We start from the raw sequence: 15,542 nt of genomic DNA on the forward strand, positions 1-15,542 counted from the left end.
GAAGTACCTTAGAAAATAACAGTAAAATCTGTGAAGTAAATTTAGGCATAGTCACTCTGTAAAGCTTGCTTGCCTAAGGATATATACTGACTTAGCCGATGAATATATACAGGTTGGAGCTAGTCAGTATATATTTTATGAAATACCGTTATCCTAACCGGCTGATCTTTCGTAAACGTCCCTCATCAAGCAAACTGATTTTCCGACCATCGACAGCAATGAGATGTTCGTTGATAAAGGTAGACAACGTACGGATAGCATTCGATGTAGTCATATTCGACAAATTCGCCAAATCCTCCCGAGACAAATAAATACTCAAAGTGGCACCATCCTCTTCCAAGCCATAACTATCTTTCAAAAACAACAAAGACTCAGCTAAACGTCCGCGAATATGTTTCTGTGTAAGGTTTACCGTGCGTTCATCTGCCACACCTAAATCAAAGGACAATTGACGGATAAAAAACATCGCCAAATTCGGATTGCTCATCAAAAGATCAATAACCACTGTCATAGGAATCATGCAAACCGTAGAAGCCTCGAATGCGGAAGCGTTCGTCAAATAATCTTCTTGAGCGAAACTAGCCCGGTAACCAAAATACTGCACAGGCTTAATCATCCGGATAATCTGGCTCCTACCCCCTACTCCATCCTTATAAATCTTCACTTTACCCTTTAACAAGCACATCATGTCCTTTGGTTCGTCTCCTTCACAATAAATCAACTCATTACGTTTGAAATACTGGATCTTCGAACTATTACGGAGGATCTCACGTTCCTTTTCGGTCAGCACCCTCCACACCTCTGATAAACTAGCCGATAAATCGACCTCTTCTTTTTGTTGTTTAACCACGACTGCTATATAACATACTTATGAAGCACAAATATACGATTTTTCTTTTGAAAAAATAAAAACTTTTGTACGATTAATTACACCATATTGTAACATTTTACTTTCTTTCACGTCTAAACTAAAATTTATTCATTATGTTTGCCTAGAAAGAATGTAAAATCGTTGAAAAAGTTATATTCGATACTTACCTTGATTTTAATCACTATAAGTATTTTCGCAAAGAACACTGATACTTATAGTGATAAGATACTGTCTTTCGGCAAGGGGAATCAAGAAACGAGAGAACGGGCGGACTCGATCATGTACCTTGTCATCGAAAAGGCGACCCAATACCAAAATACAGTATCAAAATATGAGGCTGAGATTTATATCAAAGGACGTACAGAAATTTTAAAACAAAACATGTTAATACGTCTCGCCCACCACATCTTTCCTATCGACCGGAAAAATAAGGATATGCTTTTTGAAATGGTTAGCCAATCTAGATTTAACGCCCCTCAGAATTATCTTCATGATCTAAAGGCTGTCAACGGAAACAGCATACCCAACGAAAAGAAGCAACAGGAGGCCTTGGCTTTCTTGAATTTGAACGTATATTCCCCTACCGCTTACGATGATGCCATCTTCATGCCGATAGCCAGCAACGCTTTTAAGTTTTATACGTTCAATTTGGAAGGGCTGGAGACGATCAACGGCTTGACGATTTACAAAATCCGTTTCCAGCCGAAGCAATGGAGCCAGAAATTGGTATGCGGGGATTTATATGTCATCGACCAGTCATGGACGATCGATAAGATTGATATGAACGGTCGTTACTCTTTCGCCGAATTCAACCTAGTCATGAGCTACGGACGGGATTTCAGGCGATTCATCCTGCCCGAGAAGGCGGATCTATTCCTCCGATACAGGGTATTGGGAAATGCGGTGGCAACCACCTACCATTCTTCCTTTAAGTATCAGGAAGTGGAATGGGTGGAAGAGGATAACGAAAGCCATAAATGGAAATCCTTGGACCTAACCAATTATTACAAACTCTCGTCCGATACGGTTCCTATTATTAGGGATTCCACGTATTGGAATATCCATCGTGACAATCCCTTGAGTCCGGATGAAGCCCACTTATACAGTAAAGCCCAAGAGCAAAATATAAGTAAAATCGATACGGCCGATGATCTCCGGAAGTACGTTAAACTAACGGAGCAGTTGACGAATACAGTCAATATAGATTATAAAACGACCCGTATTAAATATTCCGGGCTTCTGAATCCATTCCAATTGGGTTATTCCGCCCGTAACGGCATCACTTACAAACAGCGATTCCGTATCAGCAAGACATTTGTCCGTGACAAACAAATTCGTTTTCGTCCGGAGATAGGTTACGTATTCAAGCGCAAGCAGGTATTTTTCAAGGTCGGAGGCGATTGGGAATACTCGCCGCAGAAACGGGGAATCTTATCGGTAGAGGTAGGAAACAGCAATGAGAGTTACTCTTCCGAGATCACCCAAAAGATCAATGAGGAACTAAAGGATTCCACCTTCAATTTTGATGATTTAAACCTTGAGTATTTCAAACATTACTATGCGGAAATAAAAAACTCCATCGAGTTATTCAATGGGTTTCAATTAATAACAGGCATCTCTTACCATCGCCGTATCCCCTCTAAAAAGAAAGTGGCGATTGATCCTAGGAATGATGTAGAGGAGATACTCAGTCAGAATTATAATGACTTTACGCCCGTGCTCGGTTTCTCCTATACACCCCGCCAATATTATCGCATGGACGGATACCGGAAAGAGTATGTCTATTCGTATTATCCCACGATATCCATTGAATTCGCAAGAGGTATCCCCGGAATCGGGAAAAGCTCGGGAGATTACGGACGTATAGAGGCGGACGTCCATCAAAGCCTTATGCTTGGCCTGTGCAGACGGTTGAACTATCATATCAGCGCCGGTCTTTATACACAACAAAAGTCTACCTATTTCGCAGACTTTAGGTATTTCACCCGCAGGAATTTCCCCGATACATGGGATGATCAGATCGGCGGAGTCTTCAATCTATTGAAAGGCGAGTGGTTTAATGCCTCCGATAAGTATATACAAGCGCATTTCATGTATGAAAGCCCCTTTATCTTATTCAAGATTCTTAGGATCAACTCCACGAAAAAATTCATGCAAACGGCCTCACGCTATATCCTCTCCGAACGCTTTTATCTGAGCCAACTATGGACACCGGTCTTGCCCAGCTATACGGAAATCGGATACGGGATCGGGAACCATATCTTTAATATCGGGATATTCGCCGGATTCGATCGTTGGCATTATCAAAACATGGGGTTCAAGTTTGCCTTCGAGTTATTTCAATGAATGGATAGCGGGCGGGCTACCAATATCCCTTTACAACTCTTTATCCCCTCCGCATAATCCCGCAAGGAGGATGCTTGGACGATTACCTTTTTAGCGGAAGAAGAGGCATGGATAAATGTCAGCTGTTCATCCTTCCAATAGGCAATCCCGACATGCGTCACATCCAGCCCCTTAATGGAAGTAACGAAGCAGAGGATATCGCCGTTCTTGATTCCGGACGAACATTTCTCGATCTCCTGTTTAGGCACATAATAATGAGGACGTAGGTTTATCTCCTTTTCCTTATCGGCTATCCTTCGAAGCCTTTCCGGATGGTTCTTCAGTTGCTTATAGCTATCCGGATGCGTGGATATAAAAGATAAATCCAGAGGCAGGGAGACACCACCGATCTCCCGCCCCATATCTTTCACGATTCCTTTTCGCTCATTCTCATAGAACCAATCGGCCATATAATGCAAACGATCCGTGTAATCATGGATCATGCCCTCTCTGTACCGGATCTGCTGTAGATTCTCACAGAAGTTCTCAAAGGTAGTTTTTTCCTCTCGCAGGGTACGGGATAAAGCCAATACGGTCTCTGCGAATGTGGTGCAATCCAATTCCCGCAGATTGACCACCAAGCCCTCCGGCTCCTTTTCCAAAGTAGAGGCGACATAGGGAGTCTCCCGAAAGAAAAAGGCGGTATGGATCATTAACTCGTCTAGGGCTAACGATTTCTCAGATTTCATCTGGGTACAATACCGATCGAAAATAGCACGATCCTCATCCGTACAATACAATTTACGGGATGTATGCTCTTGGGCGTTCACTAAAAACACTATACATATACACATCCAAAAAACAAGCAGTATCATTCCCCTTCTCATAAGTTAATCCTTTTTCGTTTTCAGTAAATCCTCCAATTTCACCAGCTCGTCACGGAATTGGGCAGCCTCGATGAAATCCAGTTTCTTCGCAGCTTCCGTCATCTGTTTGCGAGTCCGCTCGATCGCCTTCTCAAGCTGCGTACGGTTCATGTATTGCACGACCGGGTCCGCTACCAAGCTTGGTTCCGGCTCTATATAAGCGTAAGGCTCCGCCGTTTGTTGTTTCTCGGCAAGCAAAGAGACACTGTTTTTCATGACTTGCTTCGGAGTAATGCCATGCGCCTCGTTATAAGCCATCTGTTTCTCCCGCCGGCGATTGGTCTCGTCCATGGTCTGCTGCATACTCGCCGTGATCTTATCGGCATAGAAGATAACCTTTCCGTTCACGTTTCGGGCGGCACGTCCGGCTGTCTGTGTCAAGGATCGGTGGGAACGCAAAAAGCCTTCCTTATCCGCATCCAAGATAGCGACCAACGAGACTTCCGGTAAATCCAGCCCCTCGCGTAGCAGGTTGACACCGATCAGCACGTCAAACAGGCCATTCCGCAGGTCGTCCATAATCTGTACCCGCTCCAAGGTATCTACATCGCTATGTATATAGTTGCATCGTACCCCCATGCGGGTCATATAAGTAGTCAGTTCCTCCGCCATACGCTTGGTCAAGGTAGTCACCAAAACCCGCTCGTTTTTCGCCGAGCGTTGCGTGATCTCCTCCATCAAGTCGTCGATTTGGTTTAATGAAGGGCGGACATCGATAATCGGGTCTAGCAGGCCTGTCGGGCGTATCACCTGCTCCACTACCACCCCCTCGCTCTTTATCAGCTCGTAATCGGCGGGAGTAGCACTCACATAAATGCCTAGAGGCGTCAACGACTCGAACTCATCGAAGGTAAGCGGACGGTTATCCATCGCCGAGGGCAAACGGAAGCCATACTCCACCAAGTTTTTCTTCCGGGCATAATCCCCGCCATACATCGCACGGATCTGCGGGATCGTCACATGGCTCTCGTCTACGACTAGCATGAAGTCTTTCGGGAAATAGTCCAACAAGCAGAAAGGACGATCACCCGCCGCACGTCCGTCGAAATAGCGGGAATAGTTCTCGATACCCGAGCAATGCCCTAGTTCCCGGATCATTTCCAGATCAAACGTGACACGTTCATACAGGCGTTTCGCCTCGAAGGGCTTACCGATCTCCTTGAGGAAATTCACCTGCGTACCCAGATCCACATCGATCTGGCCGATCGCCATATTGATACGCTCTTGGGTGGTCACGAATAAATTGGTAGGATAAATATTCAGCTCATCTTGCTCATCATACTCCTCGCCCGTCAACGGATTGAAAGAGGAGATACGGTCTATCTCATCATCCCAGAACTCGATACGATACGCCATACCGTCGAAAGTCTCGATCGCAGGGAAGACATCCACCGTATCACCACTCACACGGAAACAGCCGCTTTTGAACTCCAGCTTATTATTCACGTACAGGGCGTCTACAAACCGGCGCAACAGCTTATCCCGGTCGATACGCATACCCCGTTCCAAATGCGTCACTTTCTCAGCGAAAGCCGTAGGATCCGCCATACCATATAAGCAGGATACGGATGAGACCACGATCACGTCCTTACGACCCGACAATAAGGAAGCCGTGGCCCTCAAACGCAGCTTATCGATCTCCTCATTGATCGCCAAGTCTTTTTCTATATAGGTATCGGTAGAAGGCAGATAGGCCTCCGGTTGGTAATAATCATAATAAGAGACAAAGTACTCTACCGCATTATTTGGGAAAAACGCTTTAAACTCACTGTACAACTGGGCGGCAAGCGTCTTATTATGACTGAGTATCAAGGTTGGTCTCTGAACTTCCTTTATCACGTTAGCGATCGTAAACGTCTTACCGGAACCGGTAACACCCAAAAGGGTCTGGAAAGGAACGCCGCTCTTGATCCCTTCCGACAACGCCGCAATCGCCTCGGGTTGGTCACCCGTGGGACTGAACGAAGACGATATTTCAAAATTCATTCTTTACCCGATCTGTTGTTTAGGCATTACCAACCACAAGATAAGGTATAACAGTATACCGAATCCGGCAAAAAGAACCATCAATACCCATACGATCCGTACGATTGTCGGATCTAAATCCAAGTACTCCGCAAGACCGGCACAAACGCCACCTATCATCTTATTATTCGAACGAGTCAATCTTTTCTTCTCTTCCATATCTTATCATATTTTTATTAAGATACAAAACTAATGAATCTCACTCATATTTACAAGTTGAACCAATAATTCATTTTGATCATAAACGTATTTGTCGCAGGGAGTCCCCACATACGATTCAAATTACTTCCCCAGCCGGACGAGTACCAGTTATCCCGGTTAGACATCCGGTGCTCCCATACAAAATAAAGCGTGGATCCAGGCAGGTATTCCCAGCGGGCTACCAAGTTGGAACGAAACTCGTTAAACCTAAAATCCGGGTTATTGAAAGACATCAGCCCAGCTCCCTCTCCGATGGTATAGACTCCATCCGCATAAGTCAAATGATCCGGTTCAATACGTTGAAAACGATTCTCTAAGGTATGCGACTTTGTATCCGCCGCTAATTTAAAATCATCGTATTTAGCGATAGAGGTGAACGGGGCACCATAAAATTGAATGGAAATATCGGGGGTCACGTTCACTTGTAATTTCAGCGTGAGGCCATAGGTCTTCTGATCCATATGGCCCATGACATAATAAGGGGTCAAGCCACTCGAGCTAAGCGGCCTCGTCGTAGCCACATATTGCATCTCATCCGTATTCCACGCATAATCCAGTTGCCCTGACAAATAGACATGGTTTCCCAAACGGAAGGTCAGGCTTGGCGAGATCGTATTGAAACGATTTCCCTCGAAATTATGATCGCCCTCGTATTTGAGCATCAGCATCATCCGCTTCGCCTTATCGGTATTAAACTTAGCAGAGGTCAAGAAGTAAGAGCCGAAACGGACATCCGGTCCCCCTCGCAACAAGCGGCTATCCAGCCAATTCCAGCCAAACGTTTCCTTGATATCCCATTCATACCGGTTCATCGTCATACTTTGCCAACGCAAAGAAGCGTTGTTGCTAAAAGGAGTACCGCCGTAATTCCACATATTCTTTTGCGACAGGGTAAAAGCGTTGTACCGGAATATTTTCCAGATATCAGTCTGCCGATACATGATCTCCGTCTCATTCATCAGATAATCCGTTTCCTTCATATATCCCATATCATTCAAGTCGAAACCGGGTGACGACCAAGTAAAGGTCTCCGAGAAGTTCCATTTGGCATTACCTTTCCGTCCCACTTTCACATAACCGCCCGTTCCGGTCAGGGAGCGACGGGTAGGATCCACTCCCAAATAATCGGTGGAGGAAGCCCTTTGATAATAATGCGCCACGCTATTCTGCAAAGCCGTGATCGCCCCGGCGCTACCATGCAAGGAACTCAACATTCCCTTTACATCTATATAATAAAGGCGGTTCTTGAAATACTGGGTAAAATCAATACCTGCCGTGAAAGCGTTACGCACCATAAAATCTTCCAGATAAGGCTGATCCAAGGCACGGTTTACCGAAGTCACCATACCGCCCAGCAAGGTATTCCCCTTCCAGTTTTTTTGCACACGGGCCACGGTATAGTTTGTCAACGGCTCCACGACTTCCACATCCTCCACCCCGTTACGGGTAACCTTGGAGGAGGAACGTGCCGTTACGCTCTCGATCACTCCGATCGTCAAGCCCCGTTTATTCGTACCCGTCAGTTTCAACGCGCCGATAATCGGCACATTCTCTTTCGTCTCGGCATAACTGCCTACGTTGTCTATACCTCGTGGCGTATAAGAGGGAGAGGCGCCGATCCTACGGGTATAAAACATCATATCGCTACCGTTCGCAAAATCCAAGATATGTTTTCCTTCCAAGAAGAAGGGGCGTTTCTCATCGTAAAACGTCTCGTAGGCCGTAAGGTTCATTACGGAGGGGTCCAACTCCACTTGTCCGTAATCCGGATTGATCGTCATATCCAACGTATAATCCGAGAGAGCGAACTTAGCGTCCAAGCCCACGTTTCCTCCCCAGCTATGTCCTTTTTGATAAGGGCTGCCGTCTATCCGGGGTTCCTGCCTGTATTTACCCATCACATACGGCAAGAACTCGATACCACGAGGCTTAGGAACAGAGTCCATGCCACTCATGTTACCGAAAGAGAAAACATGCCCATTGTTTTTCAAGGGGATCATGCTCCAATTTTGCACCTCGTTATTCCTACGGATAATACGGCGTACGTGCAAGCCCCAAACGCCATCCTCCGATTGCTGGTTATAACGCAACTGGCTGAACGGGATACGCAACTCGGCGGTCCAACTGGAATCCGCCCGATTAATATGCGTCCGGCCCTCCCAAACGGCGTTCCAGCTCTTATTGACATCCAACTTGTCGGTAACGATTAAATCGGTCTTATTCCCTCCCAGATTGATATTGAATTCCGGCGCCGCCCGATAATCATGGTAGGTATCGAAAGCTACACTTATCAAATCGCCCAGACTATTGTCATCCCGGTTTCCGATAAAACGGTTCATCTTATCCGGCACGGCGTCCTTGCAATACACGCCTATATAGATATATTTATCATCATAGAAAAGTTTCACCCGGGTTGGAGATTCCGTGATCGCCCGCTCATAGGGGATGATCTGTACGAAACGATCCGACCATTCGCCTTGCTTCGTCCAGAAGTCCTCATCCAGCTTACCGTCGATCGTAGGTTTCACTCCCGATACTTTCCGGATATTATAGGTTCGCTTATACGCTTTCTCAAAAGGGACGATCGAATCTTGCTGGGCTTCGCACAACAACGAGATTCCTAAAAACACGAGTAGAGTCAGATATTTCATAATGGTCTAGATTATAAGATAACAATAAGCCTCAAAGATACACACTTCTTTTCAGAAAAGGACACATCTTCCCTAGATTTATCGCAACAAAGCCGAAGGCATACGATATCAAATACTCACTGCAACCCGTATTGCAGTAGTACCGCGACGCACGTACAGCGCTACTGCAACCGGCGTGCAGTAACACTGCAATGCGGGTTGCAGTAAAATAACAATAGCGTCACGATAAAAATCAACAACCGCCTCCCAACGCCCGGTACAGCAATATCTTCTTCCTGCATAAATCGGTGACGATATCGATATGCTCCAGCTCGCTATCCAGATAACGCTCCTCGGCGGAAAGAACCTCCAAGAAACCGGTATAGCTTAATTGGAACATCTCACCAGCATTCACCACGGAACGTTGGTGGGCAAGGGATTCTTTCTCTTTCAAGCGGATACGCTCCGTTTGGGTCTGGCTGGCGCAATAGAGATCGAGCACCTCGGTGTAAGCGTTCAAAGCGGTCTCGTGGTATTGGGATAAAGCGATACGCTGGGAAGCCTTCGCCTCGTTCCACATCGAACGGATCTCATTGCGACGGAAGATAGGCGCCGTGATACCCGCCGCCAAGTCGTACACCAAAGAGGCCGGCGAATGAAACCACTTACCCACATCAAACGCATTGAAACCGCCACTGGCGCCAAACACCAACGAGGGATAGAAAGCTGCCTTCGCCGCTATCACATCCGCCTTGGAGGCGATCAGCCCCATCTCGGCGGAACGTACATCCGGACGCAATGTCAAGAGGTTTGCCGGAATCCCTTCCGACAAGGGAATCGGCAACTTACGCAACTCATCGAATCCCATCCGGCGAATCTCGAAGGGGAAAACACCCAACAGGCAAGCGATCGCCCGCTCCTTCTCACCGATCAACTGATCGTTTTCCAGCAACTTACTCTCGATCGACAGCACACGGGCATAAAACTGATCGACCGCCAACTGCGTCTCCGCCCCTTCCTTCTTCAACTGGCGGGTCAGCTCATGGGAACGACGGGCACTGGCCAGCGCGTTCCGCAACACCTCCTTACGCCGGTCCAAGCCGATCAACTCATAATATTGAATCGCCAGATCGGAGATCAACATCGACTGGGCAAAACGGGTAGCCTCCACGGAAGCCATCCAGCGAGCGGCGGCGGCCTGCTTCTTCCGGGTCAGTTTGCCCCAGATATCCGCTTCCCATTGAAAGCTCAAGCTCAAGCCGAAATCCCGGTAAGGGTCTGGTATATGCTTATCCTTTGGCAAAGAAGGCACGTTTGTCTCGCTATTCCCCACACCATCCATCGTATATTCACCGAAACGGTTCACGGAGGCTCTGATGTTCAAATTCACGTCCGGCAGCAAAAGCCCTTTCGCCCGTTGCAAGGCCGCGCGGCTCATGGCGATGCGCTCCATGCTCTGCCGGAAGGAATGGTTATTGCGTAAAGCCACATCCACATAGCCTCGCAATAAGGTATCTTGGAAAAAGACATCCCACGACAGCGGTTTCACGAACGTAGTGTCGTTCATTCCCACCTCGCCGGATTCCGGAAGCGAGATCCGCTCGTCCATCGATAGCTCGGGAGTCTTACAACCGGCCAAAGCAATCAGAGCCAAGGCGCAACCTATCATTATATATCTCATCTTATCAATACACATACTCGTCTTCTTTAATTTGCTCTTTCTCTTTTCTCTTTTTAAAATAAGTAGCCAGCGACTCGAAGATCACGTAAAGCCCCGGGATCAAGAAGATACCGACAAACGTACCGATCAACATACCTCCGGCCGCCGCCGTACCGATCGAACGGTTCCCCAAGGCACCGGCTCCCGAGGCGATCGTCAACGGGATCAAGCCGCTGATAAAAGCGAAGGAGGTCATCAAGATCGGGCGCAAACGACTGGTAGCCCCTTGAATAGCGGCCCCCATCACGCTGATACCTTCCTTACGGCACTGGTTCGCCACCTCGATAATCAAGATCGCGTTCTTTCCCAGCAAACCGATCAACATCACCAACGCCACCTGTGCGTAGATATTATTCTCCAGCCCTACCACGTACAGCAAGAAGAACGAGCCGAACACACCCGCCGGAAGCGACAGGATAACCGGAAGCGGAAGCAATAAGCTCTCGTATTGGGCGGCAAGCAACAGATAGACGAATGCCAAACAAATAGCGAAAATCACCAACGTTTGCCCGCCGGACTCTTTCTCCTCCTTCGCCACACCGGACCATTCGGTATCATAACCACGGGGCAATACCTCGGAAGCGATCTCCTCGACAGCCGCCAACGCCTCACCCGAGCTGACACCCGGGGCGGCCTCACCGGTAATCATGGCCGAGGTAAACAGGTTGTAACGGGTAATCTGGCTCGGGCCATACACACGCTCCATCGTCATGAAGTTGGAGTAAGGCACCATATTCCCTTCCTTATTCTTAGCATACAGGCTGAACAAATCCTCCGGATTCATACGATACTCCGGCGCCGCTTGCAACATGACCTTGTACATCTGGCCGAAACGGACGAAGTTGGAGGAATAGAAACTACCTACATAAGATTGCAAGGTCTCCATGGACTCGTTCACGTTGATGCCTAGCTTAGCCGCCTTCGCCAAATCCACCCGGAGCAGATATTGCGGGAAATTCGGGTTGAAGCCAGAAGTGACACCGGTCAGGCGAGGATCAGCGTTCAGCTTCGCCACGAAGTTCTTGGCAACCTCATCCAGCTCGGCGAACGTACCGGCGGTCTTATCTTGCAGACGAAGCTCGAAGCCGCTCGCGTTACCGAATCCCGGAACCGTAGGCGGCAGGAAGAACTGGATGTCCGCATCCTTGATATGGGCGACACGATCGGCGTATACGCTCATCAACTCCGCCGCCGTCTGCTCCCGTTGATCCCAAGGGGTCAGGTTAATCATACCCATACCGAAGCTGGCACCCTCCGTCTCGGTCATCAAGCTATAGCCGGCCAAGGTAGAGATCGTCTCCACCTCTTCCAACGGCAACAAAGCTGCTTGCACCTTGTTCAAGGCTGCTTCCGAACGCTCCAAGGTAGCTCCGGGAGGCGCGTCTACGTTCACATAGATCATACCTTGGTCCTCGTTCGGGATAAAGCCGGAAGGCAGCACGAACGTCATGCCCCACGTGGCCAGGCAGAAAAGGATCAAGGTTGCGTACGTCAGCATCCGGCGGTTCAAGAACCATCTTAAATTCAAGCGGTAACGACGCTCCAAGAAATCATAACGGCTATTGAACCCATCAAAGAAACGAGCCAGCAAATTTTTCTTTTTCTTCTTCGAATGGGATACCGGTTTCAGCAACAAGGCGCAAAGAGCCGGAGACAACGTCAAGGCGTTCACGCCGGAGATCACGATCGCCACAGCGAGCGTCAACGAGAACTGGCGATAGAAGATACCCACCGTACCATCCATGAAACCGACCGGGATAAACACGGCGGACATCACCAGCGTAATAGCGATAATCGCCCCTCCGATCTCACCGATCGCCTTTTTCGTTGCCTTCAACGGGGGCAGCTTCTCGTTGTGCATCTTCACGTGGACCGCCTCCACCACCACGATCGCATTATCCACCACGATACCGATAGCGAGCACCAAGGCGAACAAAGTCAGCATATTGATCGAGAAACCCAGCATCTGCATAAAGAAGAACGTACCGATCAACGATACCGGAACGGCGATAGCGGGTATCAGCGTAGACCGGAAATCCTGCAAGAAAAGATACACCACGATAAATACCAAGATAAACGCCTCCAGCAAGGTCTTGAGCACGACCGATATGGAAGCGTCCAAGAAACGGGACACGTCGTACGAGATATTATATTCCATACCCGGAGCAAACGTCGTTTCCTTCAATTCCTCCATCTTCGCCTTGATCTGCTGGATCACCTCACGGGCGTTCGAACCCGGACGCTGCTTGATCATGATAGAGGCCGAGGGCTTTCCGTCCGTCATGGAGATCATATTATAATCCTCGGAATCAAACTCGATCGTAGCCACGTCTTTCAGGCGAAGCACGGAACCGTCCGGCAGGGCTTTCAAGACGATCTCGCCATATTCCTCCGGCGTGCTGAACTTACCGCTATATTGCAAGACGTATTGCAATTGCTGCGGGATCTTGTCGGAGCTGATACCCGTCTTACCCGGTGCCGCCTCGATATTCTGCGAGCGGATCGCCTCCGTAACCTCTTGCGGCGACATATTATAAGCCGCCAACCGGTTCGGGTTCAGCCATACACGCATCGCATAGTCGCGACTACCCATGATCTCCACGAATCCCACGCCGTCGATGCGCTTCAACTCACGCAAGATATTGATATCGGCAAAATTATATACGAATTTCTCCGTATGGGTACTATCCGAGCTCATGATGTTCAGGTACATCAACATACTGTTTACCTCCTTCTCCGTGATCACGCCGGCACGGATCACCTCTTCCGGAAGCTCATCCAGCACGGTGGTCACACGGTTCTGCACATTCACGGAAGCTACGTCCGGATCGGTACCGACCTTGAAATAGATCGTAGTCAAGGACATACCGTCGTTCGTACAAACAGAGGTCATATAGGTCATTCCGGGCACGCCGTTGATGGCACGCTCCAGCGGGGTCGCCACCGTTTTCGCCATCACGTCGGCGTTCGCTCCGGTATAACGGGCGGTAACGGTAACGGAAGGGGGCACGATATCCGGGAATTGGGTAATCGGCAAGGAGTTGATCGCCAGCAATCCCAAGAAGACAATTACCACCGAGATCACGCCCGATAAAATAGGGCGTCTGATAAATATTTCAAACATAGGGCTTACTTATTATTCTCGATTTCATTAGACGATTCCAATTGGCGAAGGATCGTAGCTCCATCTACCATATCGGGATTGATAATCATGCCGTCCGTGATCATCTGAACACCCTCGTAGACGATGACGGTCTGGTCCGGCAAATCCTGTGTCACGTAATAAGAACCGTGGCGGGCCAACGGCTCGAAGCTGCGTACGCTCACCTTTCCATCTTCCGCTACCGTATATACATAGGTGAAATCCTGAATCTCGAAAGTAGATTGCTGGGGAACCAAGACCACGTTCTCCATCTTGGTCAGCATCCGGATCTTGCCGGATACGCCATGTCGCAGCAAACGTTCCGGGTTCGCGAAACGGGCACGGAAAGCGATCGATCCGGTACCCCGCTCAAAGTCGCCCTCCACGGTCTCTACCTTCCCTTTATACCGATAGGTGGATTGGTCAGAAAGGATCAGTTCCAGATTATTATACTCAGGCTGGTCGATACCGCTTAACTGCGTCCGTTTATATTCCAGATACTCCTTCTCGTTGATCTTGAAATAAGCGAACATATCCGATACGTCCGTCAAGGAGGTCAATAAGCTGCTCGGCGTAACCAAACTTCCCACCTTAAAGGGGATGCGGTCCACGTATCCCTCGAAAGGAGCCGTGATCGTCGTGTACGAGAAATTAGTCTCCGCACGTTGCAAACGGGATTTGGCCTGTTGCACCTGCAAGCGCGCCACGTCCGCCTCGGCCATCCCCTGCTCCAGACGGATCGGCGAGATGATATCTTTCTCCACCAAACGCTTGATACGGTCGACCTCTACCTCCGCCATCTTCAACTCGGCTTGGGCCTGTTTGTGATGGGCTTGCGCCTCTTTCACCTCCTCGTACAATTCCGCCGAGGAAAGCTTGAAAAGCACCTGTCCTTTCTTCACATGCTCGCCCTCATCTACAAAGACGGCCTCCACGAACCCTTCCACTTTCGGTTTCACCTCCACGAACTGTACGGCTTGTACATCCGCTACATACGACTGCGGCACCTCGATCGTGGTCGTGGTTAACCGCATCACCGGCGTATGATCTTTCTTCCCGGACTTTTTCTCCCGGTTTTGGCTACAAGATACCCATACACAAGCCGTTAAGCATAGTAAGGGTAAATAGTTAGAAAACAATTTTATCCTCATAAAACTTATAGATTTATAATTATTTGAATACGACGAAAAGCACATAGGCGAATCACCCCATGCGCGACAATAAGAAACAGGTAAGTTCTGCTAAATCAGATAGGAACAGAACCAAACGAAATTCTGTGCTTTGTGTAGGTTATAAAATAAAGGAAGCTTGGCGCATTGCCGTAGTTCCAAGGAATGAATTAATTCATGTAAATCCAGAATCGTAAACAAGTCCCATATCAAATCGATCTCCAAGGCACGGATTTGCACTTGCTCTTGACGTACCGTTCGCAAGGAGGCGTTATCGTCAAAATCCAACAATACATCGGGCGCCTCTTGATCGACCATTTCCATTGAGGTAGTGGTAATATTCTCCGGAAAGAAATCGCTTCCAATGGAATAAAACTGTAACAGCACCAACATGATCATAAGCATGATACGCTGGTGAAGCCCAAAACGATTATTCACTGTTACATTTAGCATCTTTTATCCAATGGAGGCGCAAAGATAAACAATCTTTTTGGGAAGAAAAAACATTTCACCCGCATACGAGTATTGGTATC

General features: G+C 48.2%; 10 protein-coding genes. 1 reads left to right on the forward strand and 9 read right to left on the reverse strand.

The window, feature by feature from the left end; translation table 11 throughout:
• Nucleotides 1-148 precede the first annotated feature (148 nt).
• Nucleotides 149-850, reverse strand: a complete 702-nt coding sequence (locus E5342_RS15430) for a Crp/Fnr family transcriptional regulator (protein ID WP_121736159.1) — start codon at nucleotides 848-850, stop codon at nucleotides 149-151.
• A gap of 162 nt (nucleotides 851-1,012) precedes the next feature.
• On the opposite strand from E5342_RS15430, the gene E5342_RS15435 reads away from it, so the two are divergent.
• Nucleotides 1,013-3,217, forward strand: coding sequence for a DUF5686 family protein (locus tag E5342_RS15435; protein WP_135959725.1), 2,205 nt, complete (start codon nucleotides 1,013-1,015; stop codon nucleotides 3,215-3,217).
• On the opposite strand, the gene E5342_RS15440 is transcribed toward E5342_RS15435, so the two are convergent.
• The 8 genes from E5342_RS15440 to E5342_RS15475 form a co-directional block, all read right to left on the reverse strand.
• On the reverse strand, nucleotides 3,211-4,083 hold the full coding sequence (locus tag E5342_RS15440; RefSeq protein WP_121736157.1) for an N-acetylmuramoyl-L-alanine amidase-like domain-containing protein: 873 nt from the start codon (nucleotides 4,081-4,083) through the stop codon (nucleotides 3,211-3,213). The two genes, E5342_RS15435 and E5342_RS15440, sit on opposite strands and share 7 nt — an antisense overlap.
• A gap of 3 nt (nucleotides 4,084-4,086) precedes the next feature.
• Entirely contained in the window at nucleotides 4,087-6,108 is a 2,022-nt protein-coding gene (gene uvrB, locus E5342_RS15445; RefSeq protein WP_121736156.1) for an excinuclease ABC subunit UvrB, read from the reverse strand.
• A 3-nt stretch (nucleotides 6,109-6,111) separates the two neighbouring features.
• On the reverse strand, nucleotides 6,112-6,306 hold the full coding sequence (locus E5342_RS15450; protein WP_121736155.1) for a PspC domain-containing protein: 195 nt from the start codon (nucleotides 6,304-6,306) through the stop codon (nucleotides 6,112-6,114).
• Between the two features lie 50 nt (nucleotides 6,307-6,356).
• Nucleotides 6,357-8,999, reverse strand: a complete 2,643-nt coding sequence (locus E5342_RS15455; RefSeq protein WP_121736154.1) for a DUF5916 domain-containing protein — start codon at nucleotides 8,997-8,999, stop codon at nucleotides 6,357-6,359.
• Nucleotides 9,000-9,231: 232 nt separating this feature from the next.
• Nucleotides 9,232-10,674, reverse strand: a complete 1,443-nt coding sequence (locus E5342_RS15460) for an efflux transporter outer membrane subunit (RefSeq protein WP_121736153.1) — start codon at nucleotides 10,672-10,674, stop codon at nucleotides 9,232-9,234.
• Nucleotides 10,664-13,822, reverse strand: a complete 3,159-nt coding sequence (locus E5342_RS15465; RefSeq protein ID WP_057329075.1) for an efflux RND transporter permease subunit — start codon at nucleotides 13,820-13,822, stop codon at nucleotides 10,664-10,666. The genes E5342_RS15460 and E5342_RS15465 overlap by 11 nt, the downstream gene beginning before the upstream one ends.
• A gap of 5 nt (nucleotides 13,823-13,827) precedes the next feature.
• On the reverse strand, nucleotides 13,828-14,991 hold the full coding sequence (locus tag E5342_RS15470) for an efflux RND transporter periplasmic adaptor subunit (RefSeq protein ID WP_135959726.1): 1,164 nt from the start codon (nucleotides 14,989-14,991) through the stop codon (nucleotides 13,828-13,830).
• A 90-nt stretch (nucleotides 14,992-15,081) separates the two neighbouring features.
• On the reverse strand, nucleotides 15,082-15,462 hold the full coding sequence (locus E5342_RS15475; protein WP_048928036.1) for a hypothetical protein: 381 nt from the start codon (nucleotides 15,460-15,462) through the stop codon (nucleotides 15,082-15,084).
• Nucleotides 15,463-15,542: the final 80 nt, after the last annotated feature.

This window comes from Parabacteroides distasonis (genome assembly GCF_004793765.1).
Taxonomy (GTDB): domain Bacteria; phylum Bacteroidota; class Bacteroidia; order Bacteroidales; family Tannerellaceae; genus Parabacteroides; species Parabacteroides distasonis_A.